The sequence below is a fragment of the Variovorax sp. FG153 genome, from assembly GCF_057809595.1.
Genome location: NZ_JBMDKG010000001.1, coordinates 68,231 through 90,062, shown reverse-complemented (window position 1 = coordinate 90,062; position 21,832 = coordinate 68,231). Strand labels below are relative to the sequence as shown.

Annotated in this window: 17 protein-coding genes; 14 read left to right on the top strand and 3 right to left on the bottom strand. The window is 70.9% G+C overall.

Annotated elements, in window-relative coordinates; all coding sequences use genetic code 11:
- Positions 1-30: 30 nt before the first annotated feature.
- On the bottom strand, positions 31-804 hold the full coding sequence (locus tag ACODT0_RS00420) for an SDR family NAD(P)-dependent oxidoreductase (RefSeq protein WP_489040198.1): 774 nt from the start codon (positions 802-804) through the stop codon (positions 31-33).
- A 114-nt stretch (positions 805-918) separates the two neighbouring features.
- On the opposite strand from ACODT0_RS00420, the gene gcvA reads away from it, so the two are divergent.
- From gcvA to ACODT0_RS00350, 14 genes are all read left to right on the top strand, one after another.
- Positions 919-1,824 (top strand): transcriptional regulator GcvA, encoded by a 906-nt coding sequence (gcvA, locus tag ACODT0_RS00415; protein ID WP_489040197.1) that lies wholly within the window; start codon positions 919-921, stop codon positions 1,822-1,824.
- Positions 1,825-1,902: 78 nt separating this feature from the next.
- Positions 1,903-2,619, top strand: a complete 717-nt coding sequence (locus ACODT0_RS00410; RefSeq protein ID WP_296731597.1) for a TetR/AcrR family transcriptional regulator — start codon at positions 1,903-1,905, stop codon at positions 2,617-2,619.
- Positions 2,620-2,695: 76 nt separating this feature from the next.
- Entirely contained in the window at positions 2,696-4,594 is a 1,899-nt protein-coding gene (locus tag ACODT0_RS00405; protein ID WP_489040196.1) for a hypothetical protein, read from the top strand.
- A gap of 49 nt (positions 4,595-4,643) precedes the next feature.
- The gene (locus tag ACODT0_RS00400; RefSeq protein WP_489040195.1) at positions 4,644-5,150 is read left to right on the top strand and encodes a hypothetical protein; all 507 of its coding nucleotides are present in this window, start codon (positions 4,644-4,646) and stop codon (positions 5,148-5,150) included.
- Between the two features lie 62 nt (positions 5,151-5,212).
- Entirely contained in the window at positions 5,213-5,872 is a 660-nt protein-coding gene (locus ACODT0_RS00395) for a hypothetical protein (RefSeq protein WP_489040194.1), read from the top strand.
- A gap of 447 nt (positions 5,873-6,319) precedes the next feature.
- The gene (locus tag ACODT0_RS00390; RefSeq protein WP_489040193.1) at positions 6,320-13,825 is read left to right on the top strand and encodes a non-ribosomal peptide synthetase; all 7,506 of its coding nucleotides are present in this window, start codon (positions 6,320-6,322) and stop codon (positions 13,823-13,825) included.
- Positions 13,826-13,835: 10 nt separating this feature from the next.
- Positions 13,836-15,149, top strand: a complete 1,314-nt coding sequence (locus tag ACODT0_RS00385) for a glycosyltransferase (protein ID WP_489040192.1) — start codon at positions 13,836-13,838, stop codon at positions 15,147-15,149.
- 36 nt (positions 15,150-15,185) lie between these two features.
- Entirely contained in the window at positions 15,186-15,386 is a 201-nt protein-coding gene (locus tag ACODT0_RS00380) for an MbtH family protein (RefSeq protein WP_057591017.1), read from the top strand.
- A gap of 28 nt (positions 15,387-15,414) precedes the next feature.
- Positions 15,415-15,585, top strand: coding sequence for a hypothetical protein (locus tag ACODT0_RS00375; RefSeq protein WP_489040191.1), 171 nt, complete (start codon positions 15,415-15,417; stop codon positions 15,583-15,585).
- 129 nt (positions 15,586-15,714) lie between these two features.
- Positions 15,715-16,500, top strand: a complete 786-nt coding sequence (locus ACODT0_RS00370) for an alpha/beta fold hydrolase (RefSeq protein WP_261206363.1) — start codon at positions 15,715-15,717, stop codon at positions 16,498-16,500.
- Positions 16,501-16,540: 40 nt separating this feature from the next.
- On the top strand, positions 16,541-17,221 hold the full coding sequence (locus ACODT0_RS00365; protein WP_413764826.1) for a heavy metal response regulator transcription factor: 681 nt from the start codon (positions 16,541-16,543) through the stop codon (positions 17,219-17,221).
- A complete protein-coding gene (locus tag ACODT0_RS00360; RefSeq protein ID WP_489040190.1) occupies positions 17,218-18,618 on the top strand; it encodes a heavy metal sensor histidine kinase in 1,401 nt (466 codons plus the stop codon). Before ACODT0_RS00365 ends, ACODT0_RS00360 begins: the two co-directional genes overlap by 4 nt.
- 203 nt (positions 18,619-18,821) lie before the next feature.
- The gene (locus ACODT0_RS00355; RefSeq protein ID WP_489040189.1) at positions 18,822-19,376 is read left to right on the top strand and encodes a hypothetical protein; all 555 of its coding nucleotides are present in this window, start codon (positions 18,822-18,824) and stop codon (positions 19,374-19,376) included.
- Positions 19,373-19,726 (top strand): hypothetical protein, encoded by a 354-nt coding sequence (locus ACODT0_RS00350; RefSeq protein ID WP_057591022.1) that lies wholly within the window; start codon positions 19,373-19,375, stop codon positions 19,724-19,726. Before ACODT0_RS00355 ends, ACODT0_RS00350 begins: the two co-directional genes overlap by 4 nt.
- A gap of 3 nt (positions 19,727-19,729) precedes the next feature.
- Here ACODT0_RS00350 and ACODT0_RS00345 read toward each other — a convergent pair whose 3' ends face one another.
- Both ACODT0_RS00345 and ACODT0_RS00340 read right to left on the bottom strand, forming a co-directional pair.
- Positions 19,730-20,725, bottom strand: coding sequence for a quinone oxidoreductase family protein (locus ACODT0_RS00345; RefSeq protein ID WP_261206376.1), 996 nt, complete (start codon positions 20,723-20,725; stop codon positions 19,730-19,732).
- Positions 20,726-20,739: 14 nt separating this feature from the next.
- Positions 20,740-21,825 (bottom strand): isocitrate/isopropylmalate dehydrogenase family protein, encoded by a 1,086-nt coding sequence (locus ACODT0_RS00340; RefSeq protein ID WP_489040188.1) that lies wholly within the window; start codon positions 21,823-21,825, stop codon positions 20,740-20,742.
- Positions 21,826-21,832 lie beyond the last annotated feature (7 nt).

Sequence of the window (21,832 nt, the reverse complement as noted above, 5' to 3'; positions counted from 1 at the left end):
ACGGGATGACACCCGATCTTGCGCTTCGGATCAGATCCGGCCCGCGGTCACGCCGCCGTCGACCGGCAGCACCGTGCCCGTGATCCAGGCCGCCTGGTCCGAAGCCAGGAACAGGATCGCCTGCGCCACGTCGGCCGGCTGGCCATTGCGGCCCAGCGGATGGAAGGCGTTGAAGCCCGGCAGCGTCTCGCGCACCTGCGCCTCGCTCATGAAGGTGTTGTAGACCGGCGTCTCGACCACCGCGGGCGCCACCGTGTTGATGCGGATCTTCAGCGGCGCCAGTTCGATCGCGAGGTTGCGCGTCAGCGCGTGCACGCCCGCATTGGCCGCCGAGTAGGCGGCCGACGGCGTGGCGCCGATGGCCTGGATCGCCCACAGCGAACCGGTCTGCACGATGGCGCCGCCGCCGCGTTCGCGCATCTCGCGTGCCGCGGCCTGCGCCATGAAGAACTTGCCCTTGAGGATGGTGTCGAGGAAGGCGTCGTACTCGGCGGCCTCGACCTCGAGGAAGGGCTTGGGGTTGAAGATGCCGGCGTTGTTGACCAGGATGTCGACGCCGCCGAAGGCGCGGGTGGCTTCGTCGACGAGGCGCTGCGCGGTGGCCGGGTCGGCGATGTCGCCGGCCACCGCGCGCACGCGCTCGCCGCCGGCATCGATCGCGGCCGCGGCATGCGCGAGCTTGTCGGCGTCGCGCCCGCCGATCACCACGCGCGCACCTTGTGCCACGAGCTGGCGCGCCACCTCCTGGCCGATGCCGGAGCCGCCGCCCGTGACGATGGCGACCTTGGAAGAAAAACTGTTCATGAAAGTCCTTGCTGGATGGATGGAATGAACGCAGTCTTCCTCGCCGATAGTCCGCGGGCAAATGAGAAGATCTGTCGCTGCGGCAAAGAAAAACTTTTCCGGAAGGACGACGGCATGAAGGCTCCCGCCTATCTCAACGCCCTCAAGGCCTTCGAGGCCGCGGCGCGCCACCAGGGCTTCTCGGCCGCGGCCGAGGAACTCAGCGTGACGCCGGCCGCGGTCGGCCAGCTGGTACGCAGCCTCGAGGCCTGGCTCGGCGTGCCGCTGTTCGTGCGCGCGAGCAGCGGCAGCGCGCGCCTCATGCCCACCGAGGCGGCGCGGCGCGCGTTGCCCGACATCCGCGAGGGCTTCGACCGCCTGGGCCTCGGTGTCGCAAGGCTCAAGGAGGCCACGCCGAATCCCGCCCTCACCGTGACGCTCAGCCCGGCTTTCGCGGCCAAGTGGCTGCTGCCGCGCATCGAGCGCTTCCAGGCCCGCCATCCGGGCACCGACCTGCTGCTCGACACCAACACGCGCACGGTGGACTTCCTCGCCGAGCACATCGACGTCGGCGTGCGCTATGGCGGTGGCGACTGGCCCGGGCTCGTCGCCACCAAGCTCATGGACGAGCAGGTCTTCCCGGTCTGCGCGCCCACGCTCAAGGGCTTGCGCCGGCCATCGGACCTCGCGCGCCGCACGCTCATCCACGACCTCTCGCTGCCCGCGCGCTCGGGTTTCCCGAGCTGGCGCAGCTGGTTCGACGGCATGTCGCTCGGCGCGCTGCCGGCCACGCGCGGGCTGCGCATCAACAACTCGGCCGCGGTGCTGCAGGCCGCGATCGATGGCCTGGGCGTGGCGCTGGGCCGCAGCGTGATGGTGCGCGACGACCTCGCCGCCGGGCGCCTGGTGCGCCCCTTCGGCGACAGGGGCAGCGTGCCCGCACTGGCGTACTACGTCGTGCACCGGCCCGAGGCCGGGGCGATGCCGCAGGTGGCGGCCTTTCGCGACTGGCTGCGCGAGGAGGCCGCGCGCGACGCGTGAGACACCGCGCCGGGCGGCCCCGGCCGGCCGAGGGTATGCACTAATGCAGGTAGATTAATCAACTTGCATTATCCGGCCATGCCCGCCGCCGCACGCCGCCATCCCAAGCCCGCCGAGCACCCGCCGCACACCGACGCGCCCGGCGACACCACGCATGCGCGGCTGCTCGCCGAGGCCATGAAGCTGATGGCGCGCGAAGGCATGAACGCGGTCTCGCTGCGCCGCATCGTGGTGGCGGCCGGTGCCAACAACGCCTCGGCGTTGCACTACCACTTCGGCAGCCGCGAGGGCCTGGTGGGCGAGATCACGGCGATGCTGCAGCACTGGCTGGAGCCGCGATCCTGCGCGGGCCTGGAGGCGCTGCGCGGGCGGCCGCACGGCGTGCGCGACATCATGGAGGCCGCCTTCGGCCCGATGATCGAGATGCTGCAGACGCCGGCCTTCGGCCGCGACGCGGTCTGCTTCATCGGCCGGCTCGGCTGGGACTTCGGCGAGGCCGGCCAGCGGCTGTCCGCGAAGCTGCACCGCAAGCTGCTGGGCCTCGCGGTCGAGCTGCTCGAGGCGCAGTTGCCGCACACCTCGCGCGAGACGATCCAGTACCGGCTCATCCTCAGCATGAACGTCGTGTACTACGGCATCTCCTACCGCAGCTACCTCAAGCGCTCGCCCTTCGGCGTGATGCCGATGTCGGAGCGCGGCAACGAGGCGCGCGAGCGCCAGGAGTTCATGGACTACCTGGAGGCCGGCGTGCGCAACGTGCCGGGCCCCGGCACCCCACGCCTCGACGCCGGCTGAGCCGCGCCTCGGGTGTACCCGGACCCGCCGGATGGACGGGTCGTCTTTCGAGAAAACCAAGACGGAGACATTCCCCATGCCCAGAAATTTCAGGCCACGCCTGCGCCCGGTCGCATCGCTGCTGGCACTCGGCCTCGTGCTCGCTTCGTGCGGAGGCGGCGGCAACGGCAATCCCGCGCTCTGGCTCGCACCGCCGCCCGCGGGTGCCGGCTCCCCGGACAGCGCCCCGCCGCCACCACCGCCGGCCGCGGTGGGCCAGGCGCTCTCGATCTCCACGCACGAGATCGCGAGCAAGGCCAAGGCCCTGCGCACGCCTGGCACGGCCGGCGTCAAGGTCGACGCCTCGAGCAAGCTCGCCACGCAGTTCGGCGGCACCGAGGTGGACCTGAACCGTGTGCGCTACACGCGCTACGGCCTCGAGGGCAACGCAGGCAAGCCGGTCGACGCGGTGCTGATCGCCGTGCCCGGTACGCTGGCCGCGTCGCACAGCTACCTAGTGCTGGCGGAGAACCTGGTCTGGCGCATGTGGAAGGACCACGGCAAGGTGGTCGAGCTCTGGGGCATCGACCGGCGTTCGGTGCTGCTGGAGGACACCAAGGGCCTGCAGATCGCCGAGCGCGAGCGCAAGGCCGAGATCGGCCTCGACTTCCTCTACGGCGCCGAGCTCGGCCTGTCGCTCGATCCCAGACTCGACCGGCGCGCAGTCTTCCACGACAGCACCGACGTGCCCTTCATCGCCGACTGGACGCCACAGGTGCATTCGATCGACATCGACGCAGTGGTCGACGTGGCGCTCACGGTCGCGCGCAACCGCAACGTCTTCCTCGGCGGCCACTCGGCCGGCACCGGCTTCGTCGCACGCTACGCGGCCACCGACTTCAACCTCTCGGGCAGCGGCCCCGCGCAGCCCGGCTACGCCAAGCTCAAGGGCCTGGTGCTGTTCGAGGGCGCGGGTGCCTCGCTGGCGGCGACGCCGCCCACCGATGCCCAGCTCGACGCGGTCATCGCCGCGGCGGAAGGCGGCCTGCACGACGCGGTCGCGACCGGCAAGGTGCAGGCCTTCGTCTCGGTACCGGGCCTGACGCCGCGCGTGAACGCCTCGACCGAGGTCACGGGCATGCAGATCGCGTTCGAGGGCACGATCAACGGCACGCAGGCGCTGCTGCAGACCGACCAGCGCGGCATCGCGGACAACAACGTCTACAGCGTCGTCACCGACTTCACCAAGCGCGCGTTCCCGGTCACGGCCGGCGCGGCGCTCGGCACCTTCATGGACGACGACAACCTCGCGCGCACCGTCTTCTATTCGATCTCGCTCGGAGCATTGGGCGATGCGCGCGCCGACGGCGTGCGCGTCTGGCTCGACAACGACACGGCGCTGCCGGCCGCGGCCTTCCGCGACTTCGGTCCCATGCCGGCCACCATCGCGGGCTCGCTGCCGGCCTGGGGCAAGGAGCTCGAGCCGACCAATCTCAAGCGCTTCTCGCGCGCGCTGTTCCTCGGCGACACCACCTACAGCGACTGGTACTACCCGAGCTCGGGCCTGCTGATCGGCAACTCCGCCGCCGGCGGCGGCGCCAACCTCGGACTGGACACCAGCGCCCTCTCGCTGCCCGTGAGCCAGGGCGGGCGCGGGCGTGCCGACATCGTCAACCAGACCCAGGCCCGCAGGATCGACATTCCGGTGATCGCCTTCGGCGGTTCGAACGGACTCTCGCCCGTGCCTGGCGTGTGGCGCGGCTTCGCCGAGGCGATCGCGCCCTGCGCGGCTCCGAGCTGCGTGGCCGGCACGCCGCGCACGCCGGCCGGGCAGGCGGCCAACCTCGCCGACCGCAAGTTCGGCGACGTGGCGGGCGGCTTCGAGGTGCACATCAGCGAGGGCTACACCCACGTCGACATCCTGACCGCCGACGATGGCGACAGCAACAAGGTGGTGCGGCCGCTGGCCGACTTCATCGAGCGCAACATCCTTTGACTGGAGCGCCCGGCCGCGGGCGATGGAGTTCCGAAGCGTGACGCATGCCATGAGCTTTTCCATGCCGGCCTTCGGCACCGCGGCATCGACCGCACCCGCGAAGGCCAGGCGCCCGGCCATGCCACGGCAGCTGGCATTGCAGCTGCGCGGCAGCTACGAGAGGCTGCGCGAATGCCGCTGCGCCTGGGCGCGCGGCGAGGCACTGATCTTCCATTGCCGGCAGCAGATCCTCGAATACGAAGCCGATCCGCGGCAGTTCGCGCGCACCTACTTCGCGGGCAGCGCGCCCGATGCGTTTGCGGTGCTCGCGAGCATGCGGCGCGCGCACGAAACCCTGGCGCGCTACCAGGGCGAGATCGCCGGCTTGCAGGCGGAACTCGCCGCGGCCGAGGCCGAATGCGCGCGCACCGAGCAGTCGGTCGAGGCACGGCTGGCCACGCTCGGCGCGCCGCGGCCGAACTGGTGCCGCTGGCCCGAGGCGCCGCATGCGCTCGAGAAGATGCGCAGGAGCCATCTGAGCCACTTCCGGCTGCGGCCGCAGCCCGCACCTTCATAGGCCAGGGTTCGGCGCGCTTCGATAATCCGAGGCTTTCCCCCGCACCGGATCCCATCGCCCCCATGAGCGCCGCCGACTTCCTCCTCTCCCCCTCCGTCCAGAAGCTCCTGCAGGTGCTCTACGGAAATCCCGAGGAACCCTTCACCACGAACGAACTGGCGCAGAAGACCAAGCTCGACGCAGCCGAGGTGGAGGGAACGCTCGCGCACCTCGTCGGCAGCGGCATGCTGTCGCGGCATGCCGCGAAGGAGGAACTGCCCGAAACCTTCACGCTCGATCGCGGCTTCGTGTTCCACCGCGAGCTGCGCCGCATCGCGCTGAAGTCCTTCGCGGCGGCCGAGCCGGTTCGCGCGATGCTGCGCACCAGGTTCAAGGATTCGGTGGTGCGTGCCTTCGTGCTCGGCGAAGACGCGAACGGCATCGTGGAAGTGCTTGTCGTGCATGGCGCGGCGACGCCCGACGAAACGGCGATGACCGCCGCCTGCCGCAAGCTGTCGAAGGCCATCCATCGCCACCTGCAGGTGCATGTGATCTCGAACGCGCGCTTCGAGGGCCTCGCGCCGCGTGATGCACTGGCCGCCAAGCTCGGGGCCGAGACGGCCTTCGAGATCATCGCGCCGGGCGACACCAAGGCGCGCCTGAAGCCCGAGCGCGCGGGCCTGTTGCACAGCGCGAAGAAGACGCTGGCGGCGCTGTCGAGGTCGGCGCGACGCGGCGAATGACCGGCGCGAATTAGAGCGTGCCTAATTAGCTCAAAAGTCCTCGCAATACTTTTCTATTCACCACGGAATTCCGTGGGAATTAGGCAGTTTTTATTCACGCAATGCGCTTTCCGGCATCTCCAACATATTTGTCATACCCCTGCTGCGCGCATTGAAGTTGTTGCGACGCAACAAACTTTTTCCTCCTGCTTCTCCCTCTGAAAGTAAGCCGAACCGCCTCGAAAATGAGGCTTTCTGGGTGCAGTGCGAAAAACCCCATGAAATCTTTCTTGCTCAATTGAGAGCGTGAAATATTGCCGCACTCGAAACTGCCATCGAAGTGACTGCAACCGCTTGTACATTTGGTTTTTAAATGTCAACGGAATGTCAATTCGACCCGCTGCGGACGTGCGAGAAGGCGGCTTCTGGCAATTCGCTTCGCGCCTGCAATGCCCCGTTGGCAACCCCATGTCCAACTTGGAGCAGCGCATGCAAGGCAGTGGTCCCCTGAGCAGTTCGGCGCCTCTCACCTCGGGTCAGATGGCGATGTGGCTGGGCGCGAAGTTCGCGTCGCCCGACACCAATTTCAACCTCGCGGAAGCCATCGATATCGACGGCCCGATCGACCCCGCAATCTTCCTCGCGGCCATGCGCCGCATCACCGAGGAGGTCGAGGCCACGCGGCTCAACTTCGTCGACGCAGGCCAGGGGCCGCGCCAGGTGGTGGCGAGCAGCTTCGAGGGCGAGATCCCCTACCTCGACCTCAGCGCCGAGGCCGATCCCGCGGCGCGGGCCGAGCGCTGGATGCGCGCGGACTTCGAACGCAACATCGACCTCGCGCACGGCCAGCTGTGGCTGTCGGCGCTGATCCGCCTCGCGCCCGGGCGCCACATCTGGTACCACCGCAGCCACCACATCGTGCTCGACGGCTTCGGCGGCGGGCTGATCGCGCGGCGCTTCGCCGACATCTACAGCGCGATGGCCGAAGGCGCCGCCGAGGTGCCCGAGGCCTCGCGCCTGGCACCGCTGTCGCAGCTGGCCGAGGAAGACCGCGCCTACCGCGAATCGGGCCGCTTCCCGCGCGACCGCCAGTACTGGACCGAGCGCTTCGCCGACGCGCCCGATCCGCTGAGCCTCGCCTCGCAGCGCTCGGTCAACATCGGCGGCCTGCTGCGCCAGACGGTGCACCTGCCCGCGGCCAGCGTGCAGGCGCTGCAGCAGATCGCGCAGGAGCTCGGCACCACGCTGCCGCAGATCCTGATCGCCACCACCGCGGCCTATCTCTACCGCGCCACCGGCATCGAGGACATGGCGATCGGCATCCCGGTCACCGCGCGCCACAACGATCGCATGCGGCGCGTGCCCGCGATGGTGGCCAATGCCGTCCCGCTGCGCCTCGCGATGCGCGCCGACCTGCCGATCCCCGAACTGATCCGCGAAGTGGGCCGCCAGATGCGGCAGGTGCTACGCCACCAGTCGTACCGCTACGAGCATCTGCGCAGCGACCTCAACATGCTGGTCAACAACCGCCAGCTGTTCACCACCGTGGTCAACGTCGAGCCCTTCGACTACGACTTCCGTTTCGCCGGCCATGCGGCGCGGCCGCGCAACCTCTCGAACGGTACGGCCGAGGACCTGGGCATCTTCCTCTACGAGCGCGGCAACGGACAGGACCTGCAGATCGACTTCGACGCCAATCCCGCGGTGCACACCGCGCAGGGGCTGGCCGATCACCAGCGCCGGCTGATCGCGTTCATCGATGCCGTGATCCGGCAACCGCAGCAGGCCGTCGGCCATGTCGACCTGCTCGGTGCCGAGGAGCGCCGACAACTGCTGTTCGGCTGGAACGACACCGAACACGCCGTGCCCGACACGCACCTGGTCGCACTGATCGAGGCCCAGCTCACCGCCCGGCCCGAGGCGATCGCACTGCGCTTCGAGGGCGAGGCGATGTCCAACGCCGAACTCAACCGCCGCGCCAACCGCCTCGCGCAATTGCTGCGCGCACGCGGCGCGGGCCCCGAGCGCACGGTGGCGCTCGCGGTCCCGCGTTCGATGGAACTGATGGTGGCGCTGCTCGCCACCTTGAAGACCGGCGCGGCCTACCTGCCGGTCGATCCCGATTTCCCGGCCGATCGCATCGCCTTCATGCTCGGCGACGCTGCGCCCGCGTGCCTGGTCACCACCGAGGCGCTCGCACAGGTGCTGCCCGCCGACGCCCCGCGCCTGTTGATCGATGGGGCGCAAACGATTGCCGATCTGGCGAATTGCGACGAAGCCGACTTCGCCGTCGCGATCGATCCCGCGCACCCCGCCTACATGATCTACACCTCGGGCTCGACCGGCCGGCCCAAGGGCGCGGTGGTGTCGCACCGTGCCATCGTCAACCGCCTGCTGTGGATGCAGGCGCGCTACGGCCTCGCGGCCGACGACCGCGTGCTGCAGAAGACGCCCTCGAGCTTCGACGTGTCGGTGTGGGAGTTCTTCTGGCCGCTGATCGACGGCGCCACGCTGGTGCTCGCCCGGCCCGGCGGCCACAAGGACGCGGCCTACCTCGCGGGCCTGATCGCCGACGAGGGCATCACGACGCTGCATTTCGTGCCCTCGATGCTCGAGGTCTTCCTGCGCGAGCCCGCGGCCGCCGGCTGCACCAGCCTGCGCCGCGTGATCTGCAGCGGCGAGGCGCTGTCGCCCGCGCTGCAGGCGCAATGCCACGAGCGCCTGGGCGCCGAGCTGCACAACCTCTACGGCCCGACCGAGGCCGCGGTCGACGTCACCGCGTGGGAATGCGAACGCTCGCAGGCCGCGCCGAAGAGCGTGCCGATCGGCCGGCCGATCTGGAACACGCAGATGTACGTGCTCGACAGCGGCCTGCAGCCGGTGCCGGCCGGCGTGGCGGGCGAGCTCTACATCGCGGGCACGGGCCTGGCGCGCGGCTACCTGGGCCGGCCGCTGCTCAGCGCCGAGCGCTTCGTCGCCAATCCGCATGGCGCGCCCGGCAGCCGCATGTACCGCACCGGCGACCTCGCGAGCTGGCGCGCCGACGGCAGCCTGGACTACCTGGGCCGCGCCGACCAGCAGGTGAAGATCCGCGGCCTGCGCATCGAGCCCGGCGAGATCGAGGCGGTGCTGCTCCAGCATCCGCAGATCGCACAGGCCGCGGTGGTGGCCCGCGAGGACGCTCCCGGCGAGAAGCGCCTGGTGGCCTACCTCGTGCCGGCCGAGGCCGCCGATCCACAGACGGCCGAGCTGCGCACGCACCTCGCGCAGGCGCTGCCCGACTACATGGTGCCCTCGGCCTTCGTGAGCCTGCCCGCGCTGCCGCTGGGCCCGAGCGGCAAGCTCGACCGCAAGGCGCTGCCGCCGCCCGAGGTGCAGGCCGCCACGCCCTATGCCGCGCCGCGCACGCCCACCGAGAAGATCCTGGCAGGCCTCTGGGCCGAGACGCTGCACCTGCAGCGCGTGGGCATCCACGACAACTTCTTCGAGCTCGGCGGCCACTCGCTGATGATCGTGCAGCTGGTCTCGATGATCCGCCAGCAGTTCATGATCGACCTGCCGCTGGACACGCTGTTCCAGGTCTCGACCATCGCCGGCCTCGCCGAGCTGCTCGACCAGGAATCGGTGGCGCGGCCCAGCCTGGTGCCGATGCCGCGCCCGGCGCGCATCCCGCTGTCCTTCGCGCAGCGCCGCCTGTGGCTGATGAACCAGCTCGAGGGCGCCAACCCGGCCTACAACATGCCGCTGGCGCTGCGCCTGTCGGGCACGCTCGACCGCGCAGCCCTGCATGCGGCGCTCCACGACCTGGTGCAGCGCCACGAGAGCCTGCGCACCATCTACCCGAACGAGGACGGGCTGCCGTGGCAGCAGGTGCTCGACGGCGCGCAGGCGCGGCCCGCCGTGCTCGAGGCCGACAGCAGCGAGGACGAGATCGCCGCGCAGCTGCACGCGGCCGCGGGCCATGCCTTCGACCTCGGCAGCACGGCGCCGCTGCGCGTCTCGCTGTTCAAACTGGCCGACGACGAGCACGTGCTGCTGCTGCTCACGCACCACATCGCCGGCGACGGCGCCTCGCTGCTGCCGCTGGCGCGCGACCTCAGCGTGGCCTACGCGGCGCGCTGCGAAGGCCGGGCACCGGGCTGGACGCCGCTGCCGCTGCAGTACGCCGACTACGCGCTGTGGCAGCAGGAACTGCTGGGCAGCGAGGACGATGCCGAGAGCATGGCCGGGCGCCAGCGCGCGTTCTGGCAGGCCACGCTGCAGGACCTGCCCGAGCAGCTCGCGCTGCCGGCCGACCATCCGCGCCCGCTGGCGCCGAGCTACCGCGGCGACGTGGTGCCGCTGCAGATCGCGCCGCGGGTGCACGAGCGCATCCTGCAACTGGCGCGCGACGGGCAGGCCAGCGTCTTCATGGTGCTGCAGGCCGCGCTCGCGGGCCTCTTGAGCCGGCTCGGCGCGGGCGACGACATCGTGATCGGCAGCCCGGTCGCGGGCCGCAGCGACCACGCGCTCGACGAGCTGATCGGCTGCTTCGTCAACACGCTGGTGCTGCGCACCGACACCTCGGGCCGGCCCAGCCTGCGCGAGCTGGTCTCGCGCGTGCGCGCCACCAACCTCGCGGCCTATGCGAACCAGGAGTTCCCGTACGACCGCCTGGTGGAGCTGCAGCGCAGCGGCGCGGGCCGCGCGCGCACCAACCAGCCGCTGTTCCAGGTGATGCTGGGCTTCCAGAACAGCAGCCGGCTGTCGTTCAGCCTGCCGGGCCTGTCGATCACGCCGCAGCCGGTGGAGATCGACACCGCGAAGTTCGACCTGTCCTTCATCCTCAGCGAGCAACGCGGCGCCGACGGCCTGCCGGGCGGCATCGGCGGCGGCATCCAGTACAGCAGCGACCTGTTCGAGCGCGCCACCGTCGAGGCCATGGCCGCGCGGCTGGCCCGGCTGCTCGAAGAGGCCTGCGACGCGCCCGACGCGCCGATCGCCGAGCTCGCGATCCTGAGCGCCGAGGAACAGCACCGGCTGCTGTCGCAATGGAGCGGCCAGCCGCGCGAACTCGCGCCGCGCTCGCTGGCCGCCATGGTGGCCGCGCATGCCGCAGAACGCCCGCAGGCACCCGCCGTGGTGCTCGACGACGCGACCGTGGGCTATGCCGAACTCGACGCGCGCGCCAACCGGCTCGCGCAGTTGCTGCGCGCACGCGGCATCGCGCCCGGCGCCGTCGTCGCGACGGTGCTGCCGCGCTCGCTCGACCTGGTCGTGGCCCACCTCGCGATCGTCAAGGCCGGCGCCACCTACCTGCCGATCGATCCGAACCACATGGCGGCGCGCAGCGCCTTCGTGTTCCAGGAGGCCGCGCCCGCGGCGGTGCTCGCGCACGAAGCGCTGCTGCCGCAGCTGGCCGACGTCGCCCATTGCATCGCGCTCGACGCTGCCGACACGCGCGAGGCGATCGCGGCCCAGTCCGAGGCCGCGCCATCGGCGCCGCCCGCCGATCCGCGCGAGGTCGCCTACGTCATCTACACCTCGGGCTCCACCGGCCTGCCCAAGGGCGTGGTCGTGCCGCATGCGGGCCTGGCCAGCCTCGGCGCCGCCATGCAGGAGCGGCTGGCGATCACGTCCGACTCGCGCGTGCTGCAGTTCTCCTCCTGCGGCTTCGATGCCTCGGTGATGGACCAGCTCATGGCCTTCCACGCGGGCGCCGCGCTGGTGGTGCCGGGCGCGCAGCAGCTGCTGGGCAGCGACCTCGCCGAGCTGCTCGAGGCCCGGGCCGTGAGCCACGCGCTGATTCCGCCGGCCGCGCTCTCGACCCTGCCGCCCGGCGAGTTCGCGACGCTGCGGACGCTGGTGGTCGGCGGCGATGCCTGCTCGGCCGAACTCGCCGCGCGCTGGGCGCCGGGGCGTCGCATGGTCAACGCCTACGGCCCGACCGAGATCACCATCTGCGCGAGCATGAGCGCGCCGATGGAAGCCGGCCGGCAGCCCTCGATCGGCCAGCCGATCTGGAACACGCGCATGTACGTGCTCGACGAGCTGCTGCAGCCGGTGCCGCCCGGCGTCGCGGGCGAGCTCTACATCGCGGGCGCCGGCGTGGCACGCGGCTACCTGAACCGCGCCGCGCTCAGCGCCGAGCGCTTCGTGGCCGATCCGCACGGCGCGCCCGGCAGCCGCATGTACCGCAGCGGCGACCTCGCGCGCTGGCGCACCGACGGCAGCCTCGATTTCCTCGGCCGTGCCGACCAGCAGGTGAAGATCCGCGGCTACCGCATCGAGCCCGGCGAGATCGAGTCGGCGCTGCTGCAGCATCCGCAGGTGACGCAGGCCGCGGTGATCGCGCGCGAGGACACGCCCGGCGACAAGCGCCTGGTGGCCTACTTCGTCGCCGCCGCCGATCCGCAGCCGACCGAGCTGCGCGCCCACATGGCGCGCGCCCTGCCCGACTACATGGTGCCCTCGGCCTTCGTGCACCTGCCCGCGCTGCCGCTCACACCAAGCGGCAAGCTCGACCGCAAGGCGCTGCCCGTGCCCGAGCAGCAGGCCGCGGTGCAGTACGTCGCGCCGCGCACACCCACCGAGGAACTGCTGGCCGGCCTGTGGCGCGAGACGCTGCGGCTGGAACGCGTGGGCATCCACGACAACTTCTTCGAGATCGGCGGCCATTCGCTGATGGCGATCCAGCTCGGCATGCGCATCCGCCAGCAGGTACGCGCGGACTTCCCGCATGCCGAGGTCTACAACCGGCCCTCGATCGCCGAGCTCGCCGCCTGGATCGACGACAACGCGGGCACGACCGAGGCGCTCGACCTGTCGCGCGAGGTGGTGCTGCCCGCGCATGTTCAGGCGCAGGCGATCGCGCCCACGCTGGCACCTCGACGCGTGTTCCTCACCGGCGCCAGCGGCTTCGTCGGCAGCCACCTGCTGGCCGCGCTGCTGCGCGACACCGAAGCCCGCGTGGTCTGCCACGTGCGCGCCGCCGACCCCGAAGCCGGCGCGCTGCGGCTGAAGCGCACGCTGGCCACGCGCCAGCTCGAATCGATCTGGGACGACGCGCGCATCGAGGTCGTCACGGGCGACCTCGGCAAGCCGCGCCTGGGCCTCGACGACGACGCGGTGCGGCTGGTGCGCGACGGCTGCGACGCGCTCTACCACTGCGCCGCGCAGGTCGACTTCCTGCATCCCTACGCCAGCCTCAAGCCGGCCAACGTCGACAGCGTGGTCACGCTGCTCGAATGGACCGCGCAGGGCTGCGCGAAGACGCTGCACTACGTCTCCACGCTGGCCGTGATCGACCAGGGCAACAACCAGGAGGGCACGGTCACCGAGCGCTCGGCGCTCAGCTCGTGGCGCGGCCTGGTCGACGGCTACAGCCAGAGCAAGTGGGTCGGCGACGCGATCGCGCGCGAGGCGCAGGCGCGCGGCATGCCGGTCGCGATCTACCGGCTGGGCGCGGTCACCGGCGACCACACGCATGCGATCTGCAACGCCGACGACCTGATCTGGCGCGTGGCCCATCTCTACGCCGACCTGGAAGCCATCCCCGACATGGACCTGCCGCTGAACCTCACGCCGGTGGACGACGTGGCGCGCGCCATCCTCGGCCTCGCGGCGCAGCGCGCCTCGTGGGGCCAGGTGTTCCACCTGATGGGCCAGGCGCCGCTGCGCGTGCGCGACATCCCGCCGGTGTTCGAGCGGCTGGGCATGCGCCTCGAGCCGGTAGGGCTCGACCCCTGGCTCGAGCGCGCGCATGCGCGGCTCGCAGTGGGGCAGGACCGCGACCTCGCGGCGGTGCTCGCCATCCTCGATCGCTACGACACCTCGGCCACGCCGCCGCAGGTGTGCGGCGCGGCCACGCAGGCGCAGCTCGAGGCGATCGGCACGCCGATCCGCCCGGTCGACCGCGAGCTGCTGCAGCGCTACTTCGTCGACCTCGGCATCCACACCAAGGCGCGCCGCGCCCTGGAAACCACCGCCTCCTGAGGAACATCCCATGGCACGCTATCTCATCGCGGCAACCGCCCTGCCCGGCCACGTCCTGCCGATGCTGGCCATCGCCCAGCACCTCACGGGCCTCGGCCACGAGGTGCGGGTGCACACCGCGAGCCAGTTCAGGGCGCAGGCCGAGGCGACCGGCGCGAGCTTCACGTCCTTCGCGCGCGCCATCGACGGCGACTACCGCGATCTCGACGAGCGCTTTCCCGAGCGCCGCCGGCTGAACTCGCCGCATGCCCAGCTGTGCTTCGGCCTCAAGCATTTCTTCGCCGACGCGATCGAGGCGCAACATGCGGGCCTGCGCGCGATCCTCGAGGACTTCGAGGCCGACGCCATCGTGGTCGACACCATGTTCTGCGGCACCTTCCCGCTGCTGCTGGGGCCGCGCGAAGAGCGGCCCGCGGTGGTCGCGATCGGCATCTCGGCGCTGCCGCTGTCGAGCTGCGACACCGCCTTCTTCGGCACCGCGCTGCCGCCGTCTTCCACGCCCGAGGGCCGCGCGCGCAACAAGGCGATGAACGCCAACCTGCAGCAGGCGATGTTCGGCGACGTGCAGCGCCACTTCGACGCCGTGCTGCGGCGCCTCGGCGCCGGCGCGCTGCCGGCCTTCTTCGTCGATGCGATGGTGCGCATGCCCGACCTCTACCTGCAGCTCACCGGCCCGTCCTTCGAATACCCGCGCAGCGACCTGCCGGCCTCGGTGCGCTTCGTCGGCCCGCTGCTCGCGCCGGCCAGCCGCGACTTCACGCCGCCCGAGTGGTGGGACGAACTCGACGACGGCCGCTCGGTCGTGCTGGTCACGCAGGGCACGCTGGCCAACCAGAATCCCGCGCAGCTGATCGGCCCCACGCTGCAGGCACTGGCCGGCGATCCGAACCTGCTCGTGATCGCCACCACCGGCGGCCCGGTGCCGCCGGCCCTGTCGGCCAACGTGCCGGCCAATGCGCGCGTGCTGCCCTTCCTGCCCTACGACCGCCTGCTGCCCAAGCTGCATGCGATGGTCACCAACGGCGGCTACGGCTCGGTCAACCATGCGCTGAGCCTCGGCGTGCCGCTGGTGGTGGCCGGCAGCTCGGAGGAGAAGCCCGAGATCGCCGCGCGCGTGGCCTGGTCGGGCGTGGGCATCAACCTCGGCACCGCGCAGCCGGCCGCGCGCCAAGTCGGCGATGCGGTGCGCAAGCTGCTCGCCACGCCCGGCTACCGCGAACGCGCGAACGCCCTGCGCGAGGAGTTCGCGCGCCACCGCGCGCTGCACGGCATAGCGCAGGCGCTCGAGGCCCTGCCGCGCGTCGAATCCCTCGAGGCGGCCTGAGCGCCGGCCCCTTCGCATCCCATCGAAAGAACCGCCATGACCAATCCCTTCGACGACAAGAACGCCAGCTTCCAGGTGCTGGTCAACGACGAGGGCCAGCACTCGCTGTGGCCCGCCTTCATCGCCGTGCCCGCCGGCTGGCGCGTGGCCCTGCCCACCACCGACCGCGCCGCGTGCAGCGCCTACATCGAGGCGAACTGGCAGGACATGCGGCCGCTCTCGCTGGCGGGACGTTGAGCGCGTCCATCGCATCGGGCCCCCGGCCATGATCTTTTTGTTCCTGCGCAGCCGCAGTGCCGCGGCGGTCCATGTGCGACGGCTGCGGGCACTCGGCGGTCCCGAGGCCGCGGGCCATCCGTCCTCCGACATCAAGCGCCGGGCCGAGGGGCCGGGCACCCGGAAGGCGGACGGCACGAAGAAGCCGCGCTCCAGATGACATTTTTGTAATCGAAATGTGCGATCCAGGTCGATGGCCTGGCGCCACAGTCCGCTCCAGAGCAGTGCCGGTCGTCACTGCATGACCCCGCGGCGCCGCAACCGGCGCCGCCAGAACCTGGAGCCTTCCATGCATCGCAGAACCCTCATGGGCCGCATCGCGGCCATCGCCCTCGCCGGTGTCTTCTCCGTGGCCGCCGCCAGTGCGCAGACCGCGCCCCCGGCGCCGGTTGCCGTCCACAACGTGGTGCTGGTGCACGGCCTCTATGCCGACGGCTCGAGCTGGGGCAAGGTGATTCCGCTGCTGCAGGCCCAGGGCCTGCACGTGACCTCGGTGCAGAACCCGCTGAGCGGCTTCCAGGACGACGTCGACGCGGTCAAACGCGTGCTGGCGCAGCAGGACGGCCCCACGCTGCTGGTCGGCCATTCGTACGCCGGCATGGTGATCAGCGAGGCGGGCACCGACCCGCACGTGGCGGGCCTGGTCTACATCGCGGCGCGCGCGCCCGATGCCGGCGAGGACTACCCGGCCCTGACGCGCAAGTTCGCGGCCGCGCCCGCCGGCGCCGGCCTGCAGTGGGACACCAACGGCTGGGGTTCGCTGAGCCAGCCGGCCTTCGTGAAGGACTTCGCGGGCGACCTGCCGCCGGCCGAGGCGCTGGCCTACTACGCGGTGCAGCAACCGTTCGCGCGCGCCATCACCACCGCCAGGACCACCGCGGCCGCCTGGCACGACAAGCCGACCTGGTACGCCGTCTCGCGCCAGGACCGCACCATCGACCCCGAGCTGCAGCGCTTCATGGCCCAGCGCATGAAGGCCAGCACCGTCGAGCTCGACGCCAGCCACGTGTCGCTGCTGTCGCAGCCCCGGGCCGTGGCCGATCTGATCGTGCAGGCGGCGCAGGGCCGGCGCTAGACTGCGGCACCGCGGCGACGCCCCCGCGGAAGGACACCCCATGCGCGTGCTCGTCGTCGAAGATCATCCCAAGCTGGCGGACTACCTGCGCAAGGGACTCACCGAGAACGGCTACGTCGTCGACGTCGCGGCCGACGGCATCGACGGCCGCCATCTCGCGGTGAACGGCGAGTACGACATCGTGGTGCTCGACGTGATGCTGCCCGGCCTCGACGGCTTCGCGGTGCTCAAGGCGATTCGCGCCACCAAGGACGTGGCGGTGCTCATGCTGACGGCGCGCGACCAGGTCGAGGACCGCGTGCGCGGCCTGCAGGACGGCGCCGACGACTACCTGGTCAAGCCCTTCGCATTCTCGGAGCTGCTGGCGCGCCTGACCGCGCTGCGCCGCCGCGGCGTGCGCTCGGGCGGCACCTCGGAACCCACCACGCTGACCCTGGGCGACCTGCAGCTGGACCTTGCGCGGCGCAAGGCCTCGCGCGGCGGCCAGGCGCTCGAACTCACCAACAAGGAATTCCTGATCCTGGCGCTGCTGATGCGGCGCCGCGGCGAGGTGCTGTCGCGCACCGTGATCGCCGAGCAGGTGTGGGACATGAACTTCGACAGCGACACCAACGTGGTCGAGGTGGCGGTGCGCCGCCTGCGCGCCAAGCTCGACGATCCCTTCGAGACCCCGATGCTGCGCACCGTGCGCGGCATGGGCTACGTGCTGGAGTCCGCGTGAAGGCTCCGCGGGTGCGCTTCGGCTCGATCTCGGCGCGCCTGGTGCTGATGCTGGCGGTGGTCGCGGTCGCGGTGTTCGCGGCCACCGGCTACCTGCTGCACAAGGCGCTCGAGCAGGTGCTGATCGCCGACGAGCGCTCGGACCTCAGCGGCAAGACCGAGGTGGTGCAGCACTTCATCGACGAGGTGCGCACGCCGGCCGACCTGCCGATGCTGCGGCGCCACCTCGCGGCCACCAGCGTGGGCCGCCGCTATCGCTGGAACGTGTGGCTGATCGCGCGCAACGGCGAGATGCTCTACGGCGCCGAGCCGATGCCGCCCACGCTGCGCGGCGAGGGCAACAAGGTCTGGCTGCAGCGGCAGGACGGCGTGGTGCTGCGCGGCGCGCACTACCGGCTCGACGAGCACGCCATCTTCCCCGGCGCGCAGGTGCTGATCGGCATGGACCCGCGGCCGCGCGCCGAGATGCTCGACCGCTACGACAACTACGGCCTGCTGGTCGGCGCGCTCGGCGTGCTGTGCACCGTGGCGCTCGGCGCCATCGCCACGCGGCGCGGCCTGCGCGCGCTCGCGGACCTGTCGCGCGAGGCCTCGGTGATACGCCCCGGCGGGCTGTCGCAGCGTCTGACCCTGCCGGCCGACAGCACCGAGCTGCTGCCACTGGCCCTGCGCTTCAACGAGGTGCTGGCGCGCATGGAGGATGCGTGGACCCAGCTCGAGGGCTTCAATGCCGACGTGGCGCACGAGCTGCGCACCCCGCTGGCCATCATGATCAACGGCGCCGAGCTCGCGCTCGCGCGCGACCGGCCCCGGGACGAGATGCGCGAGGTGCTCGAGTCGCACCTCGAGGAGCTGCGCACGCTGGGCTCGATGGTCAACGACATGCTGTTCCTCGCGCGCGCCGACCGCGGCGACGCGGCCGAGGACCTGCGCGAGCTCTCGCTGGGCGAGCAGGCGCGGCAGGTCGGCGAGTTCGTCGAGGTCTTCCTCGAGGAGAAGCGCCAGCGGCTCGAGATCGAGGGCGATGCCTCGGTGCCGGTCAACCGCGTGCTGCTGCGCCGCGCGCTCGTGAACCTGCTGACGAACGCATCGCGGCATGCGCCGCAGGAGGCCGTGATCGGGCTGCGGATCGAGGCGCTGCCGGAGGGCGCGCGCATCACCGTCTCCAACCCCGGCGATGCGATCGCGGAAGAAGTGCGGCAGCACATGTTCGAGCGCTTCTGGCGCGGCGACAGCTCGCGGCCCCGGACGGGCGAGCGCTTCGGGCTCGGGCTGGCGATCGTGCGGGCCATTGCGCGCATGCATGGGGGCGAGACCTTCGTGCGTCGCACGGCGGGCCGCAACGAGATCGGCTTCACATTGGGCCGCCGCGTCGCCGCATCGATGTCGATCGCGTAGGTCTCGCCCCACCCGCCCGGGCCTTTACTTGGTTTCGGGGATTCCCCGCATCGACCGGCCTGCCTACGCTTGCCGCGGTGTCCCGGCGAGTTCCTCGGCCACTCACCGGGACCGGCGCAATGCCGCGCTCCCTCACGAGAGAAAAGCGGGCCCGCGCTTCGCACCATCGCACTGGCCGATTGCAGAGCAGGAGGAGCAATTCCATGACCGACATGCATCTATCGCCCGACATCGTCGCCAACGCGGCCTTGGTCCCGAGCGCGGCCGTCGACAGCGGCGAGATCAAGATCACTTTCGTCAACTACTCGAAGTTCGAGCTGCGGCGCGACGTCACCGGCTACACCAAGGACTTCGCGTTCGGCAGCGTGACCTCCTCGCCGGGGCCGATCCTCAAGGCCCGTTCGGGCATGGAGACGCTCGACATCTGCCAGATCGCGTTCTCGTGGATCGCCGACGGCGCCAACAACGCCTACGTCACCTGGTACAGCCCCGAGATCCCGGTGCGCTTCGGCGTGCGGATCGTCGCGCCGGTGCAGGTCTTCGGCATGGGCAAGCGTCCGTACTGGGACGTGTGCTGGGACAACAACCCCGGCAGGGATCCGCAATGGGCGCGCTCGGGGTCGGATCCGTCGGACCCCAGGACCTTCTTCGCCGACGGGCACGTCGGCGGCCTCGCGGCCATCGGCCGCGCGCAGTCGTGGCACACGGCGCTCGACCTGACCGTGACCATCAGCGACTACACGGGAGGCAAGCCATGAACGACCTGCTGATTCTCGAGATCGGGCAAGGACGATGGGTCGCGCGGGTCGCGAACACCGACATCGAGTACGCCTTCAAGTACCTGGCGGAGGAACCCGACCTGAGCAGCCTCTGCGTCCAGTCGCTCGCCCTGGCCATGCAGTCGGGGCGCCAGCAGGTCATCGACAGCATCGCGGGCAACGGCATCTTCGATCTTCCCGCCGGCACGCAGGCCGATGCCGTGGTCGCCGAGCTGTTCGACGCGACCGCGGCCCTGCGCTTCGAGGAAGCCACGATCTTCGTGGCGCAAGTCGTCCTGGCCGACGAACTGGAAGGGGCCGGCGTCGCGCTGCTCGCCGCCGTGCCCTGAGTCTCAGTCCGCTCCCGGCAGGCGCAGCACGATCTTCCCGATGTGCGCGCCGGCCTCCATGCGCGCCTTGGCCGCCGGCAGCTCGGCGAACGCCACCACCTGATCGATGCGCGGCCGGATGCGGCCGGCCGCGAACAACGGCAGCACCTCGGCGACGAAACGCGGCACGCCCGAGGCGCGCTGGGCCTTGGTGCGCAGCTTGTTCGAGACGCCGAACAGCGTGAGCCTCCGCGCATGCAACGCCTCGAGGTCGAGCTCGGCATGCAGCACGCCGTCGACATGGCCCACGGTCGCGTGCCGCCCCTCGAAGGCCATCGCGCGCAGGTTCTCGGCGAACACCGAGCCGCCGACCGTGTTGACGACGAGGTTCGCGCCCTTGTCGCCGGTGGCCCGCAGCACGGCCGGCGCGAAATCGGCGGCGCGGGTGGGCAGCGCGACATCGAGCCCCAGCGGCGCGAGGGCCGCGAGCTTGTCGGCCGAGCCCGAGGTGCCGATGACGCGCGCGCCGAGCGCCTTGCCCAGTTGCAGCGACGCCACCCCGACGCCCGAGGACACGCCGTTGACCAGCAGCCATTCGCCGGGCTGCAGCCGGCCCTGCAGCACCAGCATGTCGAACGCGACCAGGAAGGCCAGCGGAATGCTCGCGGCCTCTTCCCACGACAGTGCCTGCGGCACGGCCATGGCCTCGGCCGCCTCCATCAGCGCGTACTCCGCGAAGGCGCCGGCGCAACGGCCCATCACGCGGTCTCCCACTTGAAATCCACTAACGGCATTTCCAACATCGACCACCCTGCCCGCACCCTCCCCGCCGGCCGGGCGCCAGGCACCCGAAGCGCCGTGGCCGGCCAGGAACTCGCCGCGGTTGAGCGATGCCGCGTGCAGGCGCACCAGCAACTGTCCCGGGCCCGCGGTGGGCACCGGCACCTCGCGTTGCTCGAGCACGCCGCCCGCCTCGCTCATCCGCATCCAGAAGGACTGCATGGTGGTCGTTTCGGTCATCGAGAGATTTCCCTTCAAGCACTCAGGTTGCGCAGCACGGCCTGCGTGAACGCCACCGTGTTGCCGCTGCCGCGGATGTCGCCGGTGCGCGCCGCGCGATCGGCGAGCGCGGCCGTGGTGGCGCGCGACATCGATGCGCCCATGCGCACCGCGCCCTCGTTGCCGCGGCTGTGACCCAGCCAGTCGAACATCATGCGCGTCGACTCGATCATCGCGTAGGGATTGGCGATGCCCTGCCCCGCGATGTCGGGCGCCGAGCCGTGCGTGGCCTGCGCCATCGCGATGTCGCCGTCGCCGATGCACAATCCCGGCGCCATGCCCAGGCCACCGACCAGGCCGGCCGCCTCGTCCGACAGGATGTCGCCGAACATGTTGGTCGTGACCACCACGTCGAAGCTCTGCGGATCGCGCACCAGCCGCATCGCGAAGGTGTCGACGATCACGTCGTCGACGCGCACGTCGGGGTACTCCTCGGCGAGCTTCCTGCACTCCTCGACGAACATGCCGCAGCCGAGCTTGAACACGGTGTCCTTGTGCACATAGGTCAGGTGCTTGCGGCGCTGGCGCGCGAGTTCGAAGGCCGCGCGCGCCACGCGCCGGCTGCCGGTGCGGGTGATCACGCGCACCGAGAGCGTGACCTCGTCGTTGGGCCGGAACTCGCCCGAGCCCGCGACCATGTTGCGGTCGGGCTGGAAGCCTTCGTTGTTCTCGCGCACGATCACCAGGTCGACACCGTCGTGCAGGCAGCCGATGTCCGGGTACGAGCGGGTGGGCCGCACGTTGGCGAACAGGTTGAAGGTCTTGCGCAGGATCGGATGCGGGTTGATCGCGTTCGGTCCCTTGGGATAGGCGCGGTGGCCGATGGGCCCGAGGAGCCAGCCGTCGAGCGTGCGCAGGGTCTCGAGCGTGCCCGGCGGCAGGGTGTGGCCGTGGGTCTGCAGTGCGCGCGCGCCGATCGGCAGCGGATGCCAGTCGATGGCCACGCCGTGCAGCTCGGCGGCCGCGCGCGCGATGTCGACCGAGGCGGGCACGATCTCGTGGCCGATGTCGTCGCCGTCGAGGATGCCGATGCGAAGCGATGGAATGCTCTGGTTCGTCATGCCTGCC